22 protein-coding genes are annotated in these 22,004 nt (G+C 66.4%); 17 read left to right on the forward strand and 5 right to left on the reverse strand.

Features of this window, described 5'->3' with window-relative positions:
* Positions 1 to 62 precede the first annotated feature (62 nt).
* The 3 genes from B215_RS0106135 to B215_RS0106145 are packed head-to-tail and all read left to right on the forward strand — an operon-like array spanning position 63 to position 2,559.
* Positions 63 to 1,139 carry a cysteine desulfurase family protein gene (locus tag B215_RS0106135; protein WP_019368762.1) on the forward strand — a complete coding sequence of 359 codons (1,077 nt, stop codon included), beginning with the start codon at positions 63 to 65 and terminating at the stop codon, positions 1,137 to 1,139.
* Positions 1,136 to 2,230, forward strand: a complete 1,095-nt coding sequence (locus tag B215_RS0106140; RefSeq protein WP_026009006.1) for a cysteine desulfurase family protein — start codon at positions 1,136 to 1,138, stop codon at positions 2,228 to 2,230. Before B215_RS0106135 ends, B215_RS0106140 begins: the two co-directional genes overlap by 4 nt.
* Positions 2,227 to 2,559: a 2Fe-2S iron-sulfur cluster-binding protein gene (locus tag B215_RS0106145; protein WP_019368764.1), complete on the forward strand. Its 333-nt coding sequence runs from the start codon at positions 2,227 to 2,229 to the stop codon at positions 2,557 to 2,559. Before B215_RS0106140 ends, B215_RS0106145 begins: the two co-directional genes overlap by 4 nt.
* Before the next feature lie 19 nt (positions 2,560 to 2,578).
* Here B215_RS0106145 and B215_RS21265 read toward each other — a convergent pair whose 3' ends face one another.
* On the reverse strand, positions 2,579 to 2,728 hold the full coding sequence (locus B215_RS21265; protein WP_156804358.1) for a hypothetical protein: 150 nt from the start codon (positions 2,726 to 2,728) through the stop codon (positions 2,579 to 2,581).
* Between the two features lie 128 nt (positions 2,729 to 2,856).
* On the opposite strand from B215_RS21265, the gene B215_RS0106155 reads away from it, so the two are divergent.
* The 7 genes from B215_RS0106155 to B215_RS0106185 all read left to right on the forward strand — a co-directional run bounded on the left by B215_RS0106155 (position 2,857) and on the right by B215_RS0106185 (position 9,820).
* Positions 2,857 to 5,532, forward strand: a complete 2,676-nt coding sequence (locus B215_RS0106155) for a bifunctional [glutamine synthetase] adenylyltransferase/[glutamine synthetase]-adenylyl-L-tyrosine phosphorylase (protein ID WP_019368766.1) — start codon at positions 2,857 to 2,859, stop codon at positions 5,530 to 5,532.
* A gap of 10 nt (positions 5,533 to 5,542) precedes the next feature.
* Entirely contained in the window at positions 5,543 to 6,016 is a 474-nt protein-coding gene (locus B215_RS0106160; protein ID WP_019368767.1) for a peroxiredoxin, read from the forward strand.
* Positions 6,013 to 6,816 (forward strand): ferritin-like domain-containing protein, encoded by an 804-nt coding sequence (locus tag B215_RS0106165; RefSeq protein WP_019368768.1) that lies wholly within the window; start codon positions 6,013 to 6,015, stop codon positions 6,814 to 6,816. The genes B215_RS0106160 and B215_RS0106165 overlap by 4 nt, the downstream gene beginning before the upstream one ends.
* Before the next feature lie 122 nt (positions 6,817 to 6,938).
* The gene (locus B215_RS0106170; RefSeq protein ID WP_019368769.1) at positions 6,939 to 8,114 is read left to right on the forward strand and encodes a M23 family metallopeptidase; all 1,176 of its coding nucleotides are present in this window, start codon (positions 6,939 to 6,941) and stop codon (positions 8,112 to 8,114) included.
* 48 nt (positions 8,115 to 8,162) lie between these two features.
* Positions 8,163 to 8,507, forward strand: a complete 345-nt coding sequence (gene erpA / locus B215_RS0106175) for an iron-sulfur cluster insertion protein ErpA (RefSeq protein WP_019368770.1) — start codon at positions 8,163 to 8,165, stop codon at positions 8,505 to 8,507.
* A gap of 10 nt (positions 8,508 to 8,517) precedes the next feature.
* Positions 8,518 to 9,288 carry an exodeoxyribonuclease III gene (gene xth / locus B215_RS0106180; protein WP_019368771.1) on the forward strand — a complete coding sequence of 257 codons (771 nt, stop codon included), beginning with the start codon at positions 8,518 to 8,520 and terminating at the stop codon, positions 9,286 to 9,288.
* Positions 9,289 to 9,532: 244 nt separating this feature from the next.
* The gene (locus B215_RS0106185; protein ID WP_152997752.1) at positions 9,533 to 9,820 is read left to right on the forward strand and encodes a hypothetical protein; all 288 of its coding nucleotides are present in this window, start codon (positions 9,533 to 9,535) and stop codon (positions 9,818 to 9,820) included.
* 66 nt (positions 9,821 to 9,886) lie between these two features.
* On the opposite strand, the gene B215_RS0106190 is transcribed toward B215_RS0106185, so the two are convergent.
* Positions 9,887 to 11,044: a hypothetical protein gene (locus B215_RS0106190; RefSeq protein ID WP_019368773.1), complete on the reverse strand. Its 1,158-nt coding sequence runs from the start codon at positions 11,042 to 11,044 to the stop codon at positions 9,887 to 9,889.
* A gap of 152 nt (positions 11,045 to 11,196) precedes the next feature.
* On the opposite strand from B215_RS0106190, the gene B215_RS0106195 reads away from it, so the two are divergent.
* Positions 11,197 to 12,294 (forward strand): fatty acid desaturase family protein, encoded by a 1,098-nt coding sequence (locus tag B215_RS0106195; protein ID WP_019368774.1) that lies wholly within the window; start codon positions 11,197 to 11,199, stop codon positions 12,292 to 12,294.
* Between the two features lie 119 nt (positions 12,295 to 12,413).
* On the forward strand, positions 12,414 to 13,208 hold the full coding sequence (locus B215_RS0106200; RefSeq protein WP_019368775.1) for a polysaccharide deacetylase family protein: 795 nt from the start codon (positions 12,414 to 12,416) through the stop codon (positions 13,206 to 13,208).
* Positions 13,209 to 13,244: 36 nt separating this feature from the next.
* Here B215_RS0106200 and B215_RS0106205 read toward each other — a convergent pair whose 3' ends face one another.
* From B215_RS0106205 to lptF, 3 genes are all read right to left on the reverse strand, one after another.
* Positions 13,245 to 13,823: a PEP-CTERM sorting domain-containing protein gene (locus B215_RS0106205; RefSeq protein WP_019368776.1), complete on the reverse strand. Its 579-nt coding sequence runs from the start codon at positions 13,821 to 13,823 to the stop codon at positions 13,245 to 13,247.
* A gap of 111 nt (positions 13,824 to 13,934) precedes the next feature.
* Positions 13,935 to 15,032, reverse strand: a complete 1,098-nt coding sequence (gene lptG, locus B215_RS0106210) for an LPS export ABC transporter permease LptG (RefSeq protein WP_026009009.1) — start codon at positions 15,030 to 15,032, stop codon at positions 13,935 to 13,937.
* A complete protein-coding gene (gene lptF, locus B215_RS0106215; RefSeq protein WP_019368778.1) occupies positions 15,029 to 16,240 on the reverse strand; it encodes an LPS export ABC transporter permease LptF in 1,212 nt (403 codons plus the stop codon). The genes lptG and lptF overlap by 4 nt, the downstream gene beginning before the upstream one ends.
* A 188-nt stretch (positions 16,241 to 16,428) precedes the next feature.
* On the opposite strand from lptF, the gene obgE reads away from it, so the two are divergent.
* Genes obgE through B215_RS0106240 form a run of 5 tightly spaced genes read left to right on the forward strand, consistent with a single transcriptional unit; the run spans position 16,429 to position 21,945 of the window.
* Positions 16,429 to 17,484 carry a GTPase ObgE gene (gene obgE, locus B215_RS0106220; protein WP_026009010.1) on the forward strand — a complete coding sequence of 352 codons (1,056 nt, stop codon included), beginning with the start codon at positions 16,429 to 16,431 and terminating at the stop codon, positions 17,482 to 17,484.
* 50 nt (positions 17,485 to 17,534) lie between these two features.
* Positions 17,535 to 18,269, forward strand: coding sequence for a suppressor of fused domain protein (locus B215_RS0106225; protein WP_019368780.1), 735 nt, complete (start codon positions 17,535 to 17,537; stop codon positions 18,267 to 18,269).
* 42 nt (positions 18,270 to 18,311) lie between these two features.
* The gene (proB, locus tag B215_RS0106230) at positions 18,312 to 19,457 is read left to right on the forward strand and encodes a glutamate 5-kinase (RefSeq protein ID WP_037513118.1); all 1,146 of its coding nucleotides are present in this window, start codon (positions 18,312 to 18,314) and stop codon (positions 19,455 to 19,457) included.
* Entirely contained in the window at positions 19,454 to 20,359 is a 906-nt protein-coding gene (locus B215_RS0106235) for an NAD-dependent epimerase/dehydratase family protein (protein ID WP_019368782.1), read from the forward strand. Before proB ends, B215_RS0106235 begins: the two co-directional genes overlap by 4 nt.
* A 38-nt stretch (positions 20,360 to 20,397) precedes the next feature.
* Entirely contained in the window at positions 20,398 to 21,945 is a 1,548-nt protein-coding gene (locus tag B215_RS0106240) for a hypothetical protein (protein WP_019368783.1), read from the forward strand.
* Positions 21,946 to 22,004 lie beyond the last annotated feature (59 nt).

The following is a 22,004-nucleotide window of genomic DNA, read 5'->3' on the forward strand; positions in this document are numbered from 1 at the left end:
GTGGAGCGCTCGAACGTCGTCGCTATATAAGCAGGCCTGCAATGGACGCAATTGGAACGGAATTGGCAACGCGTATCTATCTGGATCATGCGGCGACCACGCCGATCCTGCCCGTCGCGATCGCTGCGGCGGCGGAGGGGATGGCGCGCTGGGCGAATCCATCCTCGCCGCACGGCGATGGGCGCGCAGCCAAGGCGGCGCTGGAGGATGCGCGCCGCCGCATCGCCGCAGCCTATGGCTGGGCGCACGAGTGTGTGCTGACCAGCGGGGCAAGCGAATCGCTGGGCATCGCGCTCGGGCGCAGCGTTGCCGCCAGGCGGATCGTCACCGCAGTGGAGCATGACGCTGTGCTACGCCTTTCCGAAGGTGCCACGGTGCTGCCGGTCAACGCGAACGGCCACGTGGAGATGGACGCGCTAGCGCGCGCGCTGGACGGCGCAGGGCGTGCGCTGGTCTGCGTGCAATGGGCAAACAGTGAAACGGGCATCCGCCAGTCGATCGCGGCGATCGCAGGCGCGGTGCACGACGCGGGCGGGATCCTTCTCGTCGATGCGGCGCAGATGCCGGCGCATGCCGATGCCGAGGTGCTGCGCCACGCCGATCTGGTCGCAGTCTCTGCCCACAAGCGAGGCGGGCCGCCGGGGATCGGCGCGCTGCTGGTCCGCGATTTTGGCGTGCTGCTTCCGACGGGCGGCCAGGAGAAGGGGTACCGGGCAGGCACGGAGAATCTGCCCGGCGCGCTCGGCTTTGCCGCGGCTGTGGAGGTGCCGGAGGATCTCGCACACATGGCGGCGCTGCGCGCACGGCTCGAGGCGGCAATCCTCGGCGAGGGCGGCGAAGTGGTGGGCGCCGCGAGCCCGCGTAGTCCGCTGATCGGTGCCTATCGCATGCCGGGGGTCTCTTCAGCCGCGCAGCTTATCCGCTTCGACCTGGCCGGCGTGGCGGTCTCGGCGGGGAGCGCCTGTTCCTCCGGCAGCATGCGGCCTAGCCATGTGCTGACGGCTATGGGATGGAGCGAGCCTGCGCTGCGCGAAGTCGTCCGCGTCAGCTTCGGCCGCGGCACGACCGAAGACGATGTAGATCGTTTCGCCGCGCTGTGGCGGCAGACCGCAGCAGACGCACGGACTCGCGCGGCATGATCTACCTCGATTATCAGGCGACGACACCCCTCGCGCCCGAGGCGCTGGCAGCGATGTTACCCTGGCTGGAGCATCAGCACGCCAATCCGCATTCCCCCCACGCCCCCGGTCGCGCAGCCAAGGCAGCAGTGGATGTGGCGCGCGCGCGCATAGCGGCGCTGCTGCCGAAGCATGGGGTGACGGCGTTCACCAGCGGCGCGACCGAGGCGCTGAACTGGGCGATTCAGGGCACGAAGGGCGGCATTGTGACGCTGGCGACCGAACATGCCGCGGTGCTGGACACGGCTGCGGCCGAAGCGGCGTCGGGCCGGCCGGTAACGGTGTTGCCAGTCGGTGGCGACGGGCTGGTCGATCTGGAGGTCGCACGCCAAGCGATTGCGCCTGGCACGGGGCTGGTTGCCGCGATGCTGGTTAACAACGAAATCGGTGTGATTCAGCCGATTGCGGCGCTGGCGGAGATCGCCCATGCCGCCGGCGCGCTGTTCCTTTGCGATGCGGTGCAGGGCTTTGGCCGCGTGCCGATCCCCAATACATGTGACCTGATCGCCATCTCCGCCCATAAGATACACGGTCCCAAGGGGATCGGCGCGTTGTGGTTGCGCGACGGCGTGGCGCTAGCGCCGCTGCTGCACGGCGGGGGGCAGGAGGTGCCCGGCCGATCGGGCACGCTCTCCCCTGCACTCTGCGCCGGCTTCGGGGCGGCGGCTAAGTTGGCGGTAACGCGGGAACAGGCCGATGTCGCACATGTCGACCGGCTATTCGCGCTGGCACGCGCCGCATTTGCCGGCGCTGGCTGGCAACTTAACGGGTGCGAGCGACAGCGCTATCGCGGCAATATAAACGTTCGGCGCGAGGGCCTGGACGTTGCCCGCCTGATGGCCGATCTACGCGGCATCGCCTTTTCTGCAGGCTCGGCCTGTGCCAGCGGATCGGGACGCTCCAGCCATGTCTTGCGAGGCATTGGGCTTTCCGATGCCGCCGCGCGTTCCAGTATCCGCATCGGCTTCGGCCGCATGACCAGCGAGGGGGAATTAATGACCGCGCTCGACCGACTGTTGGCCGCAGCCGATGCACAGCGGGTGCCGCTATGATCCGCGTTCGCTTCGAAGGGCCCGGCGGCCAAGTGCAGGATGTGGAGGCCCCCCCCGGTGCGCGGCTGCTGGAAGTGGCGCAGAATGCCGGTCAGCCGCTAGAAGGTACGTGCGAGGGGCAGATGGCCTGTTCGACCTGCCATGTTATCCTGCCCGCCGTCGATTTCAGCCGGCTTCCCGAAGCGAGCGAGGAGGAAGAAGATATGCTGGACCTCGCAATTGGGGCGGTGCGCACCAGCCGCCTCGCCTGCCAGATCGTACTGAACGACACGCTCGACGGGCTTACCGTACAAATTCCCTCCGCGCACCGCGACATGCAAGGTCGCTGAGGCGAGTCCGCCTCGATGATCAGCCCTTGCGTGGTTCGCCCTCGCTGAGCTTGGCGAGCAGTGTCGCCATTTCCGTGGGCAGGCTGGTATCGTCGATATAGGCGTTGCGAAGCGCGGCAGCGACGCCGTCGCACGGGCGCGGCGCCTTCACGCGTTGAAGTGTTGCCACGTTTGCCTCTCGGGCGTTCGAGGATGCCGTCTGTACCACGCGCTCAAAACGACTATGCAACGCATTCGTTGCTTTGCATTTCTGCGGTTTATCGCAGTTGTGCGGTTTCTGGACGATAGGCGGACGGCGTGACGGACTTTTCCCTTTCCGAGACACTCGATCGCATTCGTGCCCACTCCCCATTCCTGAACCAGGCACTCAACCGAGAAAAGGACCTTGCGGAAGACCCCGCCGCAGCCCTCGACGATCCACTGGCTGCAGCGCGCGCGTCGGCGAGCGACCAGCCGATCGCCCGGCAGTTGCGCATCGAACGCCGCCGGCTTGCGCTGATCGCTGCGATCGGTGATCTTTCCGGTGCCTATGATTTCGACCGGGTGTCGCGGCTACTGAGCGACTTTGCCGACTTGGCGTTGGATCGCGCGATCGTAGCGGCAATCCGCGAACGCACGCCGGATGCGCCGGTGCGAGGCTTTGCGGCGCTCGCGCTGGGCAAGCAGGGCAGCCGCGAACTCAATTATTCGTCCGACATCGACCCGATCCTGATCTTTGACCCCGAAACGCTGCCGTGCCGCCCGCGCGAAGCGCCCGAGGAAGCTGCCGTCCGAATCGCCCGGCGCGTGCTGGAACTGCTCCAGTCCCGCGATGGCGACGGCTATGTGCTGCGAGTGGACCTGCGGCTGCGGCCCTCGCCCGAAGTAACGCCGATCGCGCTGCCGGTAGACGCGGCGATCAGCTATTATGAGAGCCAGGCGCTACCCTGGGAACGGGCCGCCTTTATCCGCGCCCGCGCGGCGGCCGGGGATCTGGCGCTGGGGCAGCATTTCCTCGACGCGATCCGCCCGTTCGTGTGGCGGCGCGCGCTGGATTACGGCACGATCCGCGAGATCCAGGAAATCTCCCGCCGCATTCGCGATCATTACCAGCAAGGGCAACGCTTCGGCCCCGGCTATGATCTCAAGCGCGGGCGCGGCGGCATTCGCGAAGTGGAATTCTTCGCGCAGATCCACCAGCTGATCCATGGTGGTCGCGATCCTGCGCTGCGCGCACCAGCGACGCGCGATGCGCTCGCCGCGCTCGCGGGAGCCGGCCGGATCGACCCCGACGAGACTGCCGCGCTCGACGCGGCCTATGTGCTGCTCCGCACGATCGAGCATCGGCTGCAGATGATCGACGACCGCCAGACTCACACGCTACCGAGCGATCCGGCCGCGCTGGATCACGTCGCGCGGCTGCACGGCGTAGCCGATGGCGCCGCGCTGATTGCGCTGCTCCAGCCGCAGGTGGAGCGGGTGGGGCGCATCTATGATGCGCTCGCGGAGGCGGGCGGCGGCGGCGTTTCGAGCGATCCGGATCTGCTCGGCGAACGGCTGGCGAAGGCGGGGTTCGCCGATGCCGAAACGCCTCGCCGCATCATTGATGGGTGGCGGGGGGCGACCTATCCGGCGCTGCGCAGCCCGGCGTCGCAAGGGGCGCTGGAAGCGGTGCTGCCCGTGCTGATCGACGCGTTCGGCACGGCGCCGGATCCGCAACATGCAATCACCCGCTTCGACGCGATGCTGAAGCGGCTGCCCAGCGCAATCAACATCTTCCGCCTGCTGGAGGCGCAGCCGGCACTCACCCGACTGCTCAGCACGATCCTCAGCCATGCGCCGACGCTGGCCGAGCAGCTCGGCCGCAGAGCCGAACTGCTCGACGGGCTGATCGATGCGAGCGCATTTGCGCCGATGGAGGACGGCGCCGCACTGGCCAAGGCGATGACAGCAGCGGAGCGGGGCGCAGATTATCAGTGGCAGCTCGAACATGTCCGGCGCCTCGTCAACGAGAAGCGCTTCGCCCTCGGTGCGCAGATCGTCGCAGGCACTAGCGACCCGCTCGACGTCTCCGCTGGCTATGCGCGGGTGGCAGAGGCGGCAATCCAGGTGCTCGCCGCGGCTACGGTCGAGGAATTCGCCGGCCAGCACGGGCGCGTGGCGGACAGCGAACTGGTAATCCTTGCGCTCGGACGCATGGGGGGCGCGGCCCTGACCCACGCTTCGGATCTCGACCTCATTTATTTGTTCACCGGCGACTATGCGGCAGAATCCGATGGCCGACGCCCGCTGGGCGCGGTTACCTATTACAACCGGCTGGCCCAGCGCGTGACGGCGGCGCTGTCAGTGCCGACGGCGGCGGGGCCGCTCTATGAAGTGGACACGAGGCTGCGGCCTTCGGGCACGCAAGGGCCGCTTTCGGTGTCGCTCGAAGGCTTCGCGGCCTATCAGGAAAAGGATGCCTGGACCTGGGAACATATGGCGCTGACGAGGGCGCGGCCCGTGTACGGTTCCGAAGCGGCGCGTGCGCAGGTGGAGGCGATTATCGCCCGCGTTTTGCACGGCGCGCGACCCGAGCGGGACATTCTTGCCGACGCGCGTAAGATGCGGGCGGATATGGCGGCGCACAAGCCGCCGATCGGTCCGCTGGATGCCAAGCTGCTGGATGGCGGACTGGTAGATCTGGAGTTCGCCGTGCACGTACAGCAGCTATGTCACCGCACCGGCTTCAATCCGCGGCTGGAGCAGGCGATCGATGCACTGGTCGGGCAGGGTTTGATGCCGGCTTCGGCCCGGACTGCGCATGATTTCCTTACACGGTTGCTGGTGACCCTGCGGCTCGTTGCGCCCGATGCGCAGCCGCCGGGCGAGAACACCCGGGCGCTGATCGCCCGCGCGCTCGGCCTGCCCGATTGGGAAGCAGTGGTTGCGGCGCTCTACGCGACACGGCAGGAGGTGCGCGACTGCTGGGCCGCGATCCAGGCAGGCAACTGACGGAGACCATATGATGAGCATCGAGCAGGGCGACGCGCTCCCCAAGAACGCGCTGGCAGCGGCGGACGGCAGCGCGCTGGCGCTTCCGGACTGGGGCGCAGGCGCGCCGCTCGTTCTCTATTTCTACCCAAAGGACGATACCTCGGGCTGCACCCGCGAGGCGCAAGATTTCACCGCGCTGATGCCCGAGTTCACCGAGCTCGGCGTGAAGCTGCTCGGCATCTCGAAGGATTCGCCCGCCAAGCATCAGAAATTCACCGCCAAGTACGACCTCACCGTGCCGCTCGCCACCGACGAGGACGGCACGCTGATGGAGGCGCTGGGCGTGTGGGTCGAGAAATCGATGTACGGGAAGAAGTACATGGGCATCGAGCGCTCGACCTTCCTGTTCGACGCTGCGGGCATGCTGGTGCGCGCCTGGCGCAAGGTGAAGGTGCCTGGTCATGCCGCCGAGGTGCTGGAAGCCGCAAAGGCGCTCGGGTGACCGAAAAGCAAAGCGTGGGCGAGGCGGTGCGGGCGGTGCTCGACGCCGCCGACCCGACCGACAAGGTGATGCGGGCCCGCGCCGCCGCGCGCGACTGGCGGCTGGGCCGTCTCGACTTCCGCTTCGAGGTCGCCATGCCCGATCGCCCGGCGCGCCCCGCCGCGCCTGAATTGCTGCCGCCCAACCGCATGCCCAAGCGCGGCCGCGGCGGCTCCGAACGCGGCCGGATCGCGCTGATTCATGCACTGGCGCATATCGAATTCGTCGCGATCGATCTGGCGTTCGACCTGGTCGGCCGCTTCGGCGCGCAGTTCCCGACCGGCTTTATCGACGACTGGATGCGCGTCGGCGCCGACGAGGCGATGCACTTCGCGCTGCTCGACCGCCGGCTGCGCAGCCTGGGCAGCTGCTATGGCGCGCTGCCGGCGCATGACGGGCTGTGGGATGCCGCGACCGAAACCGCCCATGATGCCAAGGCGCGGCTGGCGATCGTGCCGATGGTGCTGGAAGCCCGTGGCCTGGATGTCACGCCCGCGACGATCGAGCGGTTCGAATCCGCCGGAGACCGGGTAACGGCGAGGATCCTGACCCGTATCGTTACTGACGAAATCCGCCATGTAAGGGCTGGTACGGAGTGGTTCGAGTCGGCCTGCAAGGCCGCTCGTTGCGTGCCGGAAACGACGTGGCAGGCATTGGTTCGTACCCACTTCCGAGGTGCGGTTAAGCCGCCGTTCAACGACTCGGCGCGCGACTCAGCCGGTCTGACGCGCGATTACTACCAAGCGCTTGTCGACGGCTGATTATCCTCCAAAAGAGTCCTTAAGCGGGACGGAGAGGACAGGGGCTGCCCAATCCGTTCGCACCATCCTGAAGCGATGCGCCGGGTCGCACGGTGTGGGCTTCCATGATTTGCCGGGGACTCATGGCTTCACCGTCCGAACGCAAGAACGACGATTTCGCACGCAAGTTCCGGGATTTGTTCACCACACGCGATGTCATCCTGCATGATGGCCGGGGCCTGCGCCGGTTCAGCATCTGCGGCCGCTCGCAGGCGCTGTTCGCTAGTGCCGCCGCGCTGACCGTGCTGTTCTCGGGCTATGGGGTGTCGCAGGCGATGGCCGGCGCGATCACCTTCACCGGCGCCGCCGCCAATCCAGGCTCGCCCGAGGCACAGGTGGCGGCGATGCGCGCCGAAGTCGCCCGGATGCGCGCCGAGGTCGCCGCTGCCAAGCAAGAAGCGCGACTGCATGCCGAGAAGATCGAACAGCGGCAGGCGATGCTGAACGCCGTCGTTTCCGGCAAGGCCGACCGCACGGTGCTGGCGCAGGAGCTTCCCGCGGTGCCGCAGAAGACTAGCGCGCTCGCCCGAGAGATCACCGCACCGCTGCGCCGGCTGGAGGCGCGTCAGGTGGCGCTGGCCGTCAAGGCGCAGCAGGTCGGCAAGGCCCGCGTACGCGAAGCGACCGCCCGGATCCGCAAGCTGGGCCTTTCGCCCAGCCGCTTCGTCAAGGCCGAGGTGGCGATGGGCGGGCCCTATGAACCCGTCAGCGATGAGGAAGCCGCAACCGCCAGCATGGCCGATGCGGATGCGCAGTTCCGCTCGCTGTTCCTCACCTGGAAGAAGCTGGATTCGATCGAATCGACGTCGATCTCCATTCCGTCGATGCAGCCGGTGCAGCATGTGAGCTTTACCTCGCACTTCGGGGTGCGCTCCGATCCGTTCCGCGGCACCGCGGCGATGCATGCCGGTGTCGACATTCCGGGCCAGACCGGCACGCCGATCTATGCGACCGCCGACGGCATCGTCTCGCATGCCGGTCGCCAGGGCGGCTATGGCAATCTGGTGCAGGTCAATCACGGCCACGGCATCGAGACGCGCTATGGCCATCTCTCCAAGATCCTGGTGGCGGACAACACCCGAGTGCGCCGCGGCCAGATTATCGGGCTGATGGGCTCGACCGGCCGTTCGACCGGCACGCACCTCCATTACGAGGTCCGTCTCGACGGGCGCGCGATCAATCCGATCCCCTTCATCCAGTCGGGCGAGTATATCGCCCAGGCGCCGGTGAGCGGTGGCGCGGTGGGTGGTCCGCGCTGAGCCGTTGAGCGCATTGCCGGACGGGGACCGACACATTATCTCGTCCGCATGACGACCATGCTCGAACAGCCCGACATCGCGTTGACCCCCGCTGCCGCGGCGCGGGTCGCCGCGATCGCCACGAAGCAGGCCAAGCCGGCGATCCTGCGGCTTTCGGTAGAAGGCGGCGGCTGTTCCGGCTTCCAATATCGCTTCGGCTTGGCCGAATCGGCCGAGGCCGACGATAGCGTGGTGGAAGTCGATGGTGTGCGACTGGTGGTGGATCCGATCAGTCTCGATCTGGTGCGCGGAGCGCAGGTCGACTTTATCGACAATCTGGGAGGCGCGCATTTCGCGGTGACCAATCCCAACGCGGCATCCGGTTGCGGGTGCGGCACCAGCTTCTCGATCTGAGCGCGCCCCGTTGAAAATCGTCAGCTACAATGTGAACGGCATCAAGGCGCGCCTGGATCGCCTGATCGAGTATCTCACCGAGCAGCAGCCCGACATCGTCTGCCTGCAGGAATTGAAGAGTTCGGACGAAACGCTGCCCGTCCCCGCAATCGAAGCGGCCGGCTATGGCGCGGTGTGGCACGGGCAAAAAGGCTTCAACGGCGTTGCCATCCTGGCGCGCGGCCAACAGCCGGTCGAGCGCCAGCGTGGGCTGGCGGGCGATCCCGAGGATGCGCACAGCCGCTATATCGAAGCCGAGGTCGGCGATCTGATCATCGGCGGCTTGTATCTGCCCAACGGCAATCCGCAGCCGGGACCGAAGTTCGACTATAAGCTGCGCTGGATGGAGCGGCTGAACGCACGCGCAGCCGAGTTGCTGGCCGAGGAGCGGCCGGCGATCCTGGCGGGGGACTTCAACGTCATCCCCAACGACGACGACAGCTTTTCGGTGCGGGCGATGGCCGAGGACGCGCTGATGCAGCCCGAAAGCCGCGAGCGCTATCGTATGTTGCTGGCGCAGGGCTGGACGGATGCGCTGCGCACCCGCTTTCCCAAGGGCGGCGTGTGGACCTTCTGGGACTATCAGGCCGGTGCTTGGCAACGCGATGCGGGTTTCCGCATCGACCACTTGCTGCTCAGCCCCCAGGCGGCCGATCGTTTCACCGGTGCGGGTGTCGACAAGGAATATCGCGGCCGCGAGAAGGCGAGCGACCATGCGCCGACCTGGGTGACGCTACGGTAACGCGGCCGCGCGGTGATCCGCGTGAAGTTTTATAGAAGGAAACAAATCTGATGGCGTGCTTGTTAGCGCGCTTTGCCACGTTTCGGCGGATTGCACCGCCTTATGGCAATAAGACAGTTCTGTTAAATTTCGTAAGCTATTGAAAAGAGGCGATAAGGAAAACTGGCACGGCACCTGCAGAGTATGAGGTACCGACGAGCACAACGCCAAGTCGGACCAAACGCTAGTCAAACAGGAGCCCAACATGAACCCCGCCCGTCTTTCGATGTTCGTTCGTGGCGTCGCACTGGTGGGAGCTGCCGCCGGCACGCTCGCCCTGGTTTCGCCCGCCGCTGCCTCCGACCGCGACCTGCCGCGCGCCGTCGCCGCCAAGAAAGTTTCCAAGCCGCTGACGATGGCCGAAGCCGCCGCTGATCCTTCGGTGCTCTATTGCGTGAAGGGCCCGGTTACCGGCTCGCACATCACGCGGAAGACCTGCCGGACTCGCCAAGAGTGGATCGATCGCACGGGTATCGACCCGACCAAAGAATAATTCATTTGCTCGCCGCATGCGGGATGGCAGAGGCCTCCCATCCCGCAGCCGGCCGCCTCCGCCGCTTCAGATCGCCTTCTGGTAGATCAGATACTCGCGGTTGATCCTGCTTTCGATCGCATCGGCGATCGCCACCATCCCCTGATTGTCCTCCAGAATCCAGCCGATCTCGCCGCGGCTCCCGCCATAACGGGTCACCGCCGCGCGACGGATATATTCGATCATCATGAAGGCCAGCTGGCTCGCCATGCGCGAGCTTTGCAGCCGCTTCACCACGCCCATCAGCGGCACGCGCATCGTCCGCGCCTTGGGGCGACGCAGCCACAGCAGCAGCTTCGCCCAGCCGAACGGCAACAGCGAGCCCTTCAGCGGCTTCAGCGGTTCGTTCAAATCGGGCAGGGTGACCATGAATGCCACCGGCTCGCCATCATATTCGGCGATGCGGATCAGATCGTTGAACACCAGCGGCTTCAGCTTCTTGCCGACATCATCCACTTCGGGCTGAGTGAGCGGCACGAACCCCCAATTATCCGACCAAGCATCGTTGAGGATGGCGAGGATGATCGCCGCTTCCTCGGCGAACTTGCTCTTGTCCACCTCGCGGATGCGGATGCGCGGGTTCTTCTCGCCGGCGGCGACGATGCGCTGCACGATGGGCGGGAACTCGCCGCTAATATCCACTTCATAGGTGACCAGCTTTTTGGCCGGGCCATAACCCAGCGCCTCAATCCAGCCCTGATAGTGCGCCGGATGGTGGCCCATCAGCACCGTTGGCGAGTGATCGTGGCCCTTCACCAGCAGGCCGGGTTCTTCCCAGATCGACAGGCTGACCGGGCCGAGCGCCTTGGTCATGCCCTTGGCGCGCAGCCAGCTTTCGGCTTGGGCGATCAGCGCCGCGGCGACCGCCTGGTCCTCCGCCTCGAACAGCCCCCAGAAGCCGGTGCCGGGGCCGAAGCCCTGCTCGGCCGGCATCTGCAAGGCCAGTGCATCGATGTGTGCGGAGATGCGGCCGACCACCTTGCCCGCGCGCTCCGCCAGGAACAGCTGCGCTTCGGCATGACTGAACCAGCCGTTCTTCTTCGGGCTGATCGTCGCCGCCACTTCCTCGCGCAAGGGGGCCACCCAATGCGGATCGTCGCCGTTCAGGCGATAGGCCAGTTCGATGAACGCCTTGGTATCAGCCTTGCCCGAAACGGGCCGGACCTGAAGATCGGCACTAGCCAAGTGAGTGTTCCCCAGAAATTCTTGATGCGGCGCAATGCAGTCTTGCGTCCGAAGGCGCCTGTCAAGCTCCAGGCGCGCAGCGCGGCAACCTGCCCTTAGGGTGCCCTGTACTGCCACCATATAGCCACTATCTAAGGCCAATGGCATCTCCTATGACCCAATCGCTTGCCTTCGATCTTCCGGACGCCGAAGTCTCGGCGACGATCGCGCGCATCCGGCTTTCGGGCGTTCCGGACGATCGCGCAATGTTGCGCGCCGCCGCGGAGCTGACCCGCGATCTCCACACGCCCAAGCAGTGGCTGTATTGGACCGACTGCCTGCTTTCCGCAGCGATCGGATATGCCGGCATGGCGACGGCGATGTTTGCGGCTTCGCCGCTGGTCGCGGTGATCGGCGGGGTGATTGCGGTGCTGGCGCTTTACCGTGCCGAGCTGTTCATCCACGAGATCACGCACCTGAAGCATTCGCTGCTGCCCGGCTTCCGGCTGGGATGGAACCTGATCGTCGGGATTCCGCTGCTGCTGCCGTCGTTCATGTATGAAGGCATTCACAGCCTGCACCACGCGCGGACTCGCTATGGCACCGATCAGGATCCCGAGTATCTGCCGCTCGCGCGGATGAAGCCGTGGACGCTGCCGCTGTTCCTGCTCGTCTCGGTGCTGATGCCGATCGGGCTGCTGATCCGCTTTGCCGTGCTGGGGCCGCTCTCGCTGCTGTTTCCCAGGCTGCGCCGCCTGGTTGTCGCGCGCTATTCGGGGCTGCAGATCAACCCGGCCTTCGAGCGCCGCGCGCCGGAAGGCGAGTTCCGCCGCCAGTGGTTCTGGCAGGAGCTTGGCGCGAGCCTGTTCGCGATGGTGCTGATCGGGATCACCGTGGCGGGCATCCTGCCGCTGCGCGCGTTCCTTGCCTATATCGTGATCGTCGCCGCTTCGGCCGTGCTCAACCAGGTTCGCACGCTGGTCGCGCATCTGTGGGAGAATGAAGGCGAACCGCTGACGGTGACGGCCCAGTATCTCGATAGTGTCAACGTGCCGGAGCCGGGCTTGCTGCCCTATCTGTGGGCGCCGGTGGGCCTGCGCTACCACGCGTTGCACCATCTGCTGCCGGCAGTGCCGTATCATTCGCTGGGCGAGGCGCATCGCCGGCTGGTTGCCGCGCTAGATCCGAATTCTGCGTATCACAAGGCCAATTATCCGACCCTGTCGGGCCTGGTCGTCAAACTGGCGCAGGGCACGATGCGGCAGCGCTGAACGCCGACCGTCGGGGGGATCGGGGCCGGGCACCAGGGTGCACCGGCCCTTTCTTTTGCCGCGGCCTTGCGCGCGGCACGGTGCCGGCTAGCATCGCCCGATCGATGCAGGAGAGGGGCATGGGCGTGAGACTCGCACTGGCAATTGGCGGACTGATCCTGGCGGCATTGCCGGCAAGCGCACAGACGCGCTGGCCGAACGGCGCAAAGGCGGCGGTGGTGCTCACCTATGACGACGCGCTCGAATCGCACCTTGCCAATGCCATCCCTGCGCTGGACGCCGCGGGGCTGAAGGGCACCTTCTTCCTCGCCAATGTAAAGGAGGCCGATGTCGATCGCTGGCGCCGCGCCGCGATGTCAGGCCACGAGCTGGCCAACCACACCATGTTCCATCCGTGCACGCACGATGTGTACCCGGCGGATCCGCGCTATGTGAGCGAAGCCTATACGCCGGCGAGTATGCTCCGCGAGATCGCGCAGATGAACGTGCTTCTGCACGCGCTGGACGGCAAGGACCGCCACGGCATGGCAACACCTTGCGGGCAGAGCCTGGCGGGTGGCGTCGATTATCTGGAAGAGCTTCGCAAGGCGGGCACCGTCACCTATGTCCGCGGCGTGGCGGACGCGCCCTCCAGCGCGCGCGCGGACGTTTCGAAGACGGATCCCATGCGCGTGCCCTCACGCCCGTTCGACGTGGGCGCCACGGCGGAAAAGATGATCGCCTATGTTCGCGAGGCCGAACAGGGTGGTGGCTGGGCGGTGTTCCTGTTCCACGGCGTCGGCGGCGACTATACGGTGCTGTCGGACGGCGAGCATCGCAAGTTCGTCGCATGGCTGGCGCAGCATCGCGGCGAGGTGTGGGTGACGACGCTGCAGGAGGCGCTCGACTGGGCGAAGGCGCATCCTGGCAAGTAGACTGCGTCGATTTCCTACCCTCTTCAGGCGCGAAGATCAGGCGGGGGCAAGCGCCGGCCGAGCACGGCGGATCGCGACGCCGACGACGCCAATCCCTGCCAACAGCAGCATCCAGGTGCCGGGTTCAGGAACGGGTGCCGACGCGGTCGTCTCGCGCACGACAGCACCGGCTGAGAGGAAGGCGCCGGTCTGCGACGCCGTGACGAAGGACACCGAACCGCTGCCGATAGTGTCGACGTCGAACACGATGTAGAAGTCGTCCGTCCCCGGCAGCGACACGTTCCCGCCGTTGATCGCGCCACCGACACCGATGCGACCGGTTCTTACGAAATCGTTTGGCCCGAAATAGCCGGCGATCGGGGCCGTCGAGAAGGGTGCCGCGTTGACTTGCCCATCGGTGATGACGCGGAAGTAATCCGGTGCGCCGAAAAAGCCGTTCTTGGTATTGTCGCATGTAACCGTGATATCGGCGCTGAACGTCTGGAAGGGGGCTGGCTGGCCCGCGAAATTCATGAACTGATTGGCAGTGACATTGAAGCTGCGCGTGAGGAGCGCCGCCTCCGCGGATCCCGTTGCCGATACCGCGAGCACCGCGGCGTAGATCAAGCCCTTCATATCTTTGCCCTTTTAGAGGTTTCAGGGATACGCTCCGCGGGCGACGATAGCAACATCCGCGCGCTGCACTTTACCCAGGTGCACGACAGCGTTGCGCGAGGTGCGGCCCCGCTACTCCTCGGTCCGCAGCAGCACCGCCTCGCCGATCATCAGGAACAGCAGGAAGGGCGCCCAGGCCGCGAGGAAGGGCGGGTAGGCGCCGAGATTGCCCATCGCCAGCGCGAAATTATCCGCGACGAAATAGAGGAAGCCCAGCGCCATCCCGATCACCACGCGCACGAACAGCTTGCCCGAACGCGCCAGGCCGAAGGCGGAGACGCCGCCCAGCAGCGGCATCAGTAGCGCCGACAGTGGGCCGGAGAGCTTGTGCCACAGCGATCCCTCCAGCGCCTTGGTCGGGCGGCCGGCCTGGCGCAATTCGCCGATTGCGCTGCGCAGTTCACTGAACGAATGCGAATCGGGATCAACATGGGCCAGGGTGAACTGATCCGGGCGCACGCCCTGTGCGATGACGGTGGTGCCGATCGTCGTCAGCGTACCGCTCGCGACATCGAAACGCTGGGCGCCGTCCACGCGCCAGCCATTGCCGGCAAGGACGCCGTGCTTCGCCGTCAGGATCGAGGTAAGCGAGCCGTTCTCCCGCTCATAGACCTTGATGTCGTACAGCTGGGCGGCCGTGCCCTTGCCCTTGATCTGGTTCACCTGGATCAGGTTGCCGGCCGACTGCACCCACACATTGGCGCGATCGCCGCGATCGACGGGAAGGGGGGCATAATCAACCTTCTTCCACTGTTCGAGCGTGGACGTGGCGCGGCTGACGATACGGTCGTTGAACGCGAACGAAAGCCCTGCGACAACAAGCCCGGAAAGCATCAGTGGCGCCAGCACCTGGTGCGCCGAAAGCCCGCCCGACTTGAGCGAGATGACTTCGCTGTTCTGGTTGAGCTGCGCGAGCGTGAAGATCGCCCCGCCCAGTACCGAATAGGGCAGGAAGGTCGCGACGATCTGCGGCACGCGTAGCGTCACGTAGCGCAGGATCTCCGCATTGCCGTTACCGGGATAGGCAAGGATTCCCGCCGATTCCGTCAGCAGATCGAGCGACGTCAGCACCAGGACGAGCGCGCCGAGCAGCGCGAAAGTCCGCACAACGAAAAGCCGCGCCATGTAAAGCGAGACGATTTGGGATGGGAACAGCGCGCGCAGGCTCATTTCGCGGCCTCCGCCAGACGGCGGCGACGGCGGCCGCCCGGCAGGAAGCGGCCGATCAGCTTGCCCGTCTTGGCGAACACGCGCTCCAGCGCGCCGATCGGCTGCCCACCGGGTACATAGGCCACGGTGTAGTACATCCAGATCGTCAGCCCCGCGAAGATGGCGAACGGCACCCATAGCGCGATCAGCGGATCGATCAGGCCCAGGCTGCCCACGCCCTGCGCATATTCATTCACCTTGTGATAGGTGACGATCATCAGGATCGACAGGAACACGCCGAGCATCGACGTGGAGCGCTTCGGCGGAATGCCCAGCGCTACCGCCAGCATGGGCAGCAGGAACATCGTCGTCACTTCGGCCATGCGATAGTGGAACGCCGAACGGCTCGTCTCGCGCTCCACCTGATCGGCGGTGCGGTTGCGCCCGATCACCGCCAGTTCGGGTAGCGTGCGTTCCAGATTGCTGTCGCCGCGCTTGCGAAACTGCTCATATTTGGGGAGCGGGATCGGCAGATTATGGGTGCTGAAGGTGAGCACGCGCGGCACCGGCGAGCTCTTGTCCTGATGGACCAGGCGACCGTTGGTGAGGCGGAAGATGATCGTGTCCGGATCGTCCGAGCGCAGAAACTGGCCGGTCTGCGCGGTCACCGCCAGCGGCGTGCCGTCGTTGGTCGTCATCTGCACGAAGATGCCGCGCAGGTCGCGCCCTTCATTCTGGCTCGATTCGATCCGCAGCGTCATCTTCGAACCGAAATTGGTAAACTCGCCCACCTTGATCGATGCACCCAGCGCGCCGGAGCGCAGCTCAAAGCGAAGCTGCTCATAATTGTAGCGCGAGGTGGGCTGAACGAAGCCGACGATCGCGAAGTTTACCGCCGCCAGCACGATCGCATACATGTAGGGCACGCGCAGCAGCCGGGTGTAGCTGACGCCCACGGCGCGCAGCACGTCTAGCTCCGAGCTGGTCGCCAATCGGCGGAAGGCGAGCAGCACGCCCAGCAGCAACCCGATCGGGATGCCGAGGCCCAGATATTCCGGCAGCAGATTGGCGAGCATCCGCCATACCACGCTCACCGGCCCTCCTTCGGTCGCGACGAATTCGAAAAGCCGCAGCATCCGATCCAGCACGAGCAGCATGGCGGAGATGATCAGGGTGGAGATCAGCGGCACCGCGATCAGCCGCGCCATGTAGCGATCGATCGAATTCATGCGGGTGGCTGAACGTCCTTCGAGCTTGATCCTTGCGCCCACGAAACGGCGTATGAGCGGAAATGATCCGCTCGCGTATAGCCGTGCTGAACGCCGATGCCACCCGGAAAGTGTCGTTTGTGCGACGTGCGCGGCGCGCCGACGCTGCCGGGGGTGACGGAATCGCGCCGAACGTCTATGGGCTTGCGATGCATTTCCTCGATCAAGCAAAGATTTTCGTCCGCTCCGGTACGGGCGGTCCCGGTGCCGTGAGCTTCCGGCGCGAAAAGTTCATCGAATATGGCGGCCCGGATGGCGGCAACGGCGGCAAGGGCGGCGACATCATTTTCGAAGCCGTCGCGGGCCTCAATACGCTCATCGATTTCCGCTACACCCAGCATTTCCGGGCGCCGCGCGGCTCCGGCGGATCGGGATCGAACCGCACCGGCGGGGGCGGTGACGATCTAGTGATCAAGGTGCCGATCGGCACGCAGGTGCTGGCGGACGACGACGAACGTACGCTGCTGCTCGACCTGACCAAGGAAGGCGAGCGCGTCGTGTTCCTGCGCGGCGGCGATGGCGGTCGCGGCAACGCGAGCTACAAGACGTCGACCAACCGGGCCCCGCGCCAGCACGGCACCGGCTGGCCGGGCGACGAGGCCTGGGTCTGGCTGCGCCTGAAGCTGCTCGCCGATGCCGGGCTGGTCGGTCTGCCGAACGCCGGCAAGTCCACCTTCATCAACGCGGTGACCAACGCGCAGGCGAAGGTGGGCGAATATGCCTTCACCACCACTCGGCCGCAGTTGGGCGTGGTGCGCCACAAGGGGCAGGAGTTCGTGATCGCGGACATCCCCGGCCTGATCGAAGGCGCGGCGGAAGGCGCGGGCATTGGCGATCGCTTCCTGGGCCATATCGAACGCTGTCAGGTGCTGCTGCACCTGATCGACGCGAATGACGAGGATGTCGCCACCAGCTACCGCATCGTACGCGACGAGCTGGAAGCCTATGGCGCGGGCCTTATCGACAAGCCGGTGGTGGTCGCGCTCAACAAGATCGATACGCTGGACGACGAACTGATCGCCGCGCTGTCGGCCGAGCTTGAAGAGGCGAGCGGTGCGCAGGTGATTCCGATCTCCGGCGCGGCCGGTACCGGCGTGGACTGGGTGCTCGATCAGCTGCTGGAAGCGATCGGGCCGGGCCCCGGCATCGCGCGCGACATCGCCGCGGATGACGACGAGGAACCCGTCGAATGGTCGCCGGTCTGACGCATTTCTAGGGCATTGCCAGCCCCCTGACTCGTTTGGGGAGGGTGCTGATGGGTGCTTTGGGCTGGCTGCGTGGGCTGTTTCGCGCGCGGCCGCAGGCGAAGACGGCCCATGCCGCACCCGCCAGCCTCGCCGATCGTTCGGCAGCGGCGCGGGCGCGGTTCTGGGAAGCACTCGGGCCCACCAGCGATCGAATCCTGTCCAGCGCGCCGGCAGGATCGCGCTGGCCGGGCGGGCACGAGGCCTATCGGCTGATCCATCGCGGCAGTGCGATCCTGCTCGCCACCGATGGGCTTTCCGATCCACTGGACGACGCAAGCGCCACCAACGGATTTGAGGTCGAGCTGTTCATCGAAGGCGCGGGCGAAGGCGCCGCGTCCCAGGTGGCGGGCGATGGCTGGATGCTCGAAGTCCTGCGGCGGGTGGCGGCGATCGTGGCCGAGGAGCGGGGCATTCTGGCGCCGCTGGAACGCCACGGCCCAATCCCGCTGGAATTGACCAATGTCTCCGCCTCCGCTGCGATCGCCGCGCGGATGCCGTCGTATTTCCTGACGGCGGACGATGTGCTGGGCGTGCTGATCGGCGGTCCGGAGCCCGATTTCGCCACGTGGATTGAAGATATGCCGCTGTCGACCGTGCGCGTGGTGCCGGTGGTGCTGCTGACCGCAGCCGAGCTGGGCGAGATCCGCGCCGGCGACAGCGAGACGCGCGACGCGGTGACGGCGGCGCTGGCGGCGGCGGGAAGCGGCCATTGCTGCGACCTGCAGCGCGAATCGATCGTTTGATCGGCTTGGCAGATGGCGAGCGGCACCGCTAAGAGCCCCGCAATGTCCGCGCCCGCTGCCTCCGCCGATGCGATCGGCTTCACGCCCTCCACTTGTGGCCGGCTGGTCGTGAAGGTGGGTTCGTCGCTGCTGGTGGATGCCGAAGGGCAGGTACGCCGCGATTGGCTGGCCGGCTTGGTCGCCGATCTGGGTGCGCGGGCGCGGCTGGGGCAGCAGCTGGTGGTGGTTTCCTCCGGCGCGATCGCGCTGGGCGCGCGGCGGCTGAAGCTGCCCAAGGGCGGTCGCGCCAGCTTGGAAGACGCGCAGGCGGCGGCCGCAACCGGGCAGATCGCCCTGTCGAGCATCTGGGCAGAATTGCTGCACGATCAGGGGCTTACCGCCGCGCAGATGCTCGTTACGCTCGACGACCTCGAGGATCGCCGGCGCTATCTCAACGTCTCCGCGACGCTGGATCGGCTGCTGCGGCTCGGCGTGGTGCCGGTCATCAACGAGAATGATTCGGTGGCGACCGAGGAGATCCGCTTCGGCGACAATGACCGCCTGGCCGCACGGGTCGCCAGCGCCGCCAATGCGGACGGCGTGGTGCTGCTTTCCGATGTCGACGGTCTCTACACCGCCAATCCCAACACCAACCCCGATGCGACGCTGATCCCGGTGGTGACGGTGATCGACGAGCGGATCGAATCGATGGCGGATCGCGGCTCGGCCTCGGGCATGGGTTCGGGCGGGATGGTGTCGAAGATCGAGGCGGCGCGGATCGCCACCAGCGCCGGCGCCCATCTCGCGATCACCGACGGGCGCGTGGCGCACCCGTTGGCGCGGCTGGCGGAAGAGGGCAGGGGCACGCTGTTCCTCGCGCAGAAGGGCGCGGCCGCACGCAAGGCGTGGCTGCGCGGCGGCCTGACGGCGAAGGGCGCGATCCATATCGACGCCGGCGCCGCGCAGGCGCTGCGCGACGGGCGCAGCCTGCTTTCGGCCGGGGCGACGCGCGTCGAAGGGCGGTTCGCGCGCGGCGACCTGATCGTGGTGGTGGGCCCAGACGGCAAGCATCTCGCCCGCGGGCTCGCCGAATATGGCCATGTCGATGCTTCCCGCATCGTGGGGCGGCGCAGCGAGGAAGTCGGCGCGATCTTGGGCTATGCCCCGCGCAGCGCGCTCGTCCATCGCAGCCATATGGCGCTGCTGTGAGCGTCCTTGCCATCACCGGCGGCACCGGCTTTGTCGGTTCGCGGCTGATCGCGCTGGCGCTGGCTGCGGGGCACGAGGTGCGGGCGCTCACGCGCCGCGAACAGCCCGCGCAAGCAGGCCTGACCTGGATCCGCGGCGATCTCGACGCGCTCGAGGCGCTGGCGCAGCTTTGCCAGGGTGCCGACGCGGTGATCCATGTCGCGGGCGTGGTGAATGCACCCGATCAGGACGGCTTCGCGCGCGGCAACATCACCGGCACTGCGAACATGCTTGCCGCGGCGACCAGCGCTGGCGTGCGGCGCTTCGTCCATGTCTCCTCGCTCGCCAGCCGCGAGCCGCAGCTGTCGGCCTATGGCTGGTCGAAGGGCGAAGCGGACAGGCTGGTGCGCGCTTCCGGGCTCGACTGGACGATCGTGCGACCACCGGCGATCTATGGCCCCGGCGATCTCGAAATGCTGGAGCTGTTCCGCGTTGCCCGCTTCGGGCTTGCGCTGCTGCCGCCGGGCGGACGCATCTCGGTGATCGAGGTGAGCGACCTGGGCCGGCTGCTGCTCGCGCTCGCCGCGACGGAGCGCTTTCCCGGAGAGATCGATCCCGATGACGGGCGGGAAGGAGGCTGGAGTCATCCCGCCTTCGCCCACGCGATCGGCGCGGCGGTGGGCCGGCGCGTGCTCGCCCTGTCGCTCCCCAAAGCCGTGCTGATGGCCGGCGCGCGCGTCGATCGGCTGGTGCGCGGCAGGCGGGCGAAGCTGACGCCGGATCGCGTCTCCTATTTCTGCCATCCCGATTGGGTGGCCGATCCCGCGCACCGAGCGCCGGCCAATCTGTGGACGCCGCAGGTGCCAACCGAATCGGGCTTGGCGGAGACGGCGCGCTGGTATCGCGACAAGGGGCTGTTGTGAGCCCGATTCGCCCTTAACCAACCTATAATGGGCAGGTGATGTGGACTGCCCCGATCAAGCTGATCCTCTGGGATCTCGACGACACGCTGTGGCGGGGCACCCTCGCCGAGGGCGATGCGGTAACGCTGTTCGAGCGCCGGGCGGACCTGATCCGGGCGTTCAACGCGCGCGGCGTGGTGTCCTCGATCTGCTCGAAGAATGATGAGGCGGCGGGGCGGGCGCAACTGGAGGCGTTCGGCCTGTGGGACGAATTCGTTTTCCCGCATATCGCCTTCACGCCCAAGCCGGAGGCGATCCGCGGGATCATCGCCGACATGCAGCTGCGCCCCGCCAACGTGCTGTTCATCGACGACAATCCCCATAATCTGGGCGAGGTGCGCCACGCGCTGCCGGACATCCAGACGCTCGACCCCACCGCGCCCGATGCCGACGACCAACTCACCGGGCTGCTCGCGATGCAGACCGGGAAGCGCAGTCGCGTGCAAGACTATCGGCTGCTCGAAGCGAAGAAGCGCGATCGCGCCGTGGTGCCCGGCCAGTCGAACGACGATTTCCTGCGCGCGTCCGGCCTGTGCGCCTGCGCGCCCTTCCTCATGGACAATCTGGAGTTCGTGCCGCGTATCGCCGAGCTGATCAACCGCGCCAACCAGCTCAACTATACCCAGTCGCGCGTCGACCCCGCCGCACTCGAACGCGATATCATCAACGTCACCCGAAACCACAGCTGGTCGATCTTTGCCTGGGACAAATATGGTCGCTACGGCTTGGTCGGCTTCGTGATGTACGACCATGTCGATCAGCGGCTGGTGCACTTCACCTTCTCGTGCCGCGCGATGCATATGGGGTTGGAGGAATTTGCGCTGGGCAAGATCCGGGTGAACTGGCCGGATGCGGATTTCAGCGCGCTGGACGGTCGGTTCAGCCGGGTGCGGCCCGACTGGATCCAGGACCATGGCTTCGACGAACCCGAGGTCCGCGCCGCCATCCGCGCCGAATTGCGCGCCGAACCGGCTATCGAGCCGGCGATCCGCATTATGTTCGATTGCCAGTCCGGCGGCATCGCGCATTATAGTCGCTTCCGCGCCGCGGTCGAATTCGACAACAATCCGCGGCTGTTCGCGCTCCGGATGATGGACGATGGCAGCTACAAGGAACAGGCGTTCCCGCCCTTCCTCGTCTATGGGGCGACCGTCGACTATCTCGACAATCGTTGGCCGAAGAAATGGCATCTGCTGGAAATTGGCCTGTACGAGAAATGCGTGCTGCGCCTGTGCATCCACCTGATCGAGAACGGCCTGCGGATGCTGGTGGTGCTGCCGCCCGAAGACGCACCGATCGAGAAGTATCGCCTCGGCCTCAACCACTCGCCGGAACGCTGCCGGATTTTCAACGCGGTGTGGCGCCGGATGGCGCGGGAGAATCCGGAGCATCTGTTCCTCCTGGAAGTCGCGCACGTGATCGATAGCCCGGACGAGATGGCGGACGTGACGCATTATCATCCAGCGCTGCTGCAGAAGATCGGCGGACAGATGGACCTGTGGGTCCATCAGCTGCTCGCCGCCGGTGCCGAGCAAGCCGCGGCCTGACCTTTGGGGCACTGCCCCGCCACGGGCCCGCTTTCGCCGCATTCGCTTGGCACCTGCAG

The sequence above is a fragment of the Sphingomonas sp. ATCC 31555 genome (assembly GCF_000282895.1).
Classification (GTDB): Bacteria; Pseudomonadota; Alphaproteobacteria; order Sphingomonadales; family Sphingomonadaceae; genus Sphingomonas.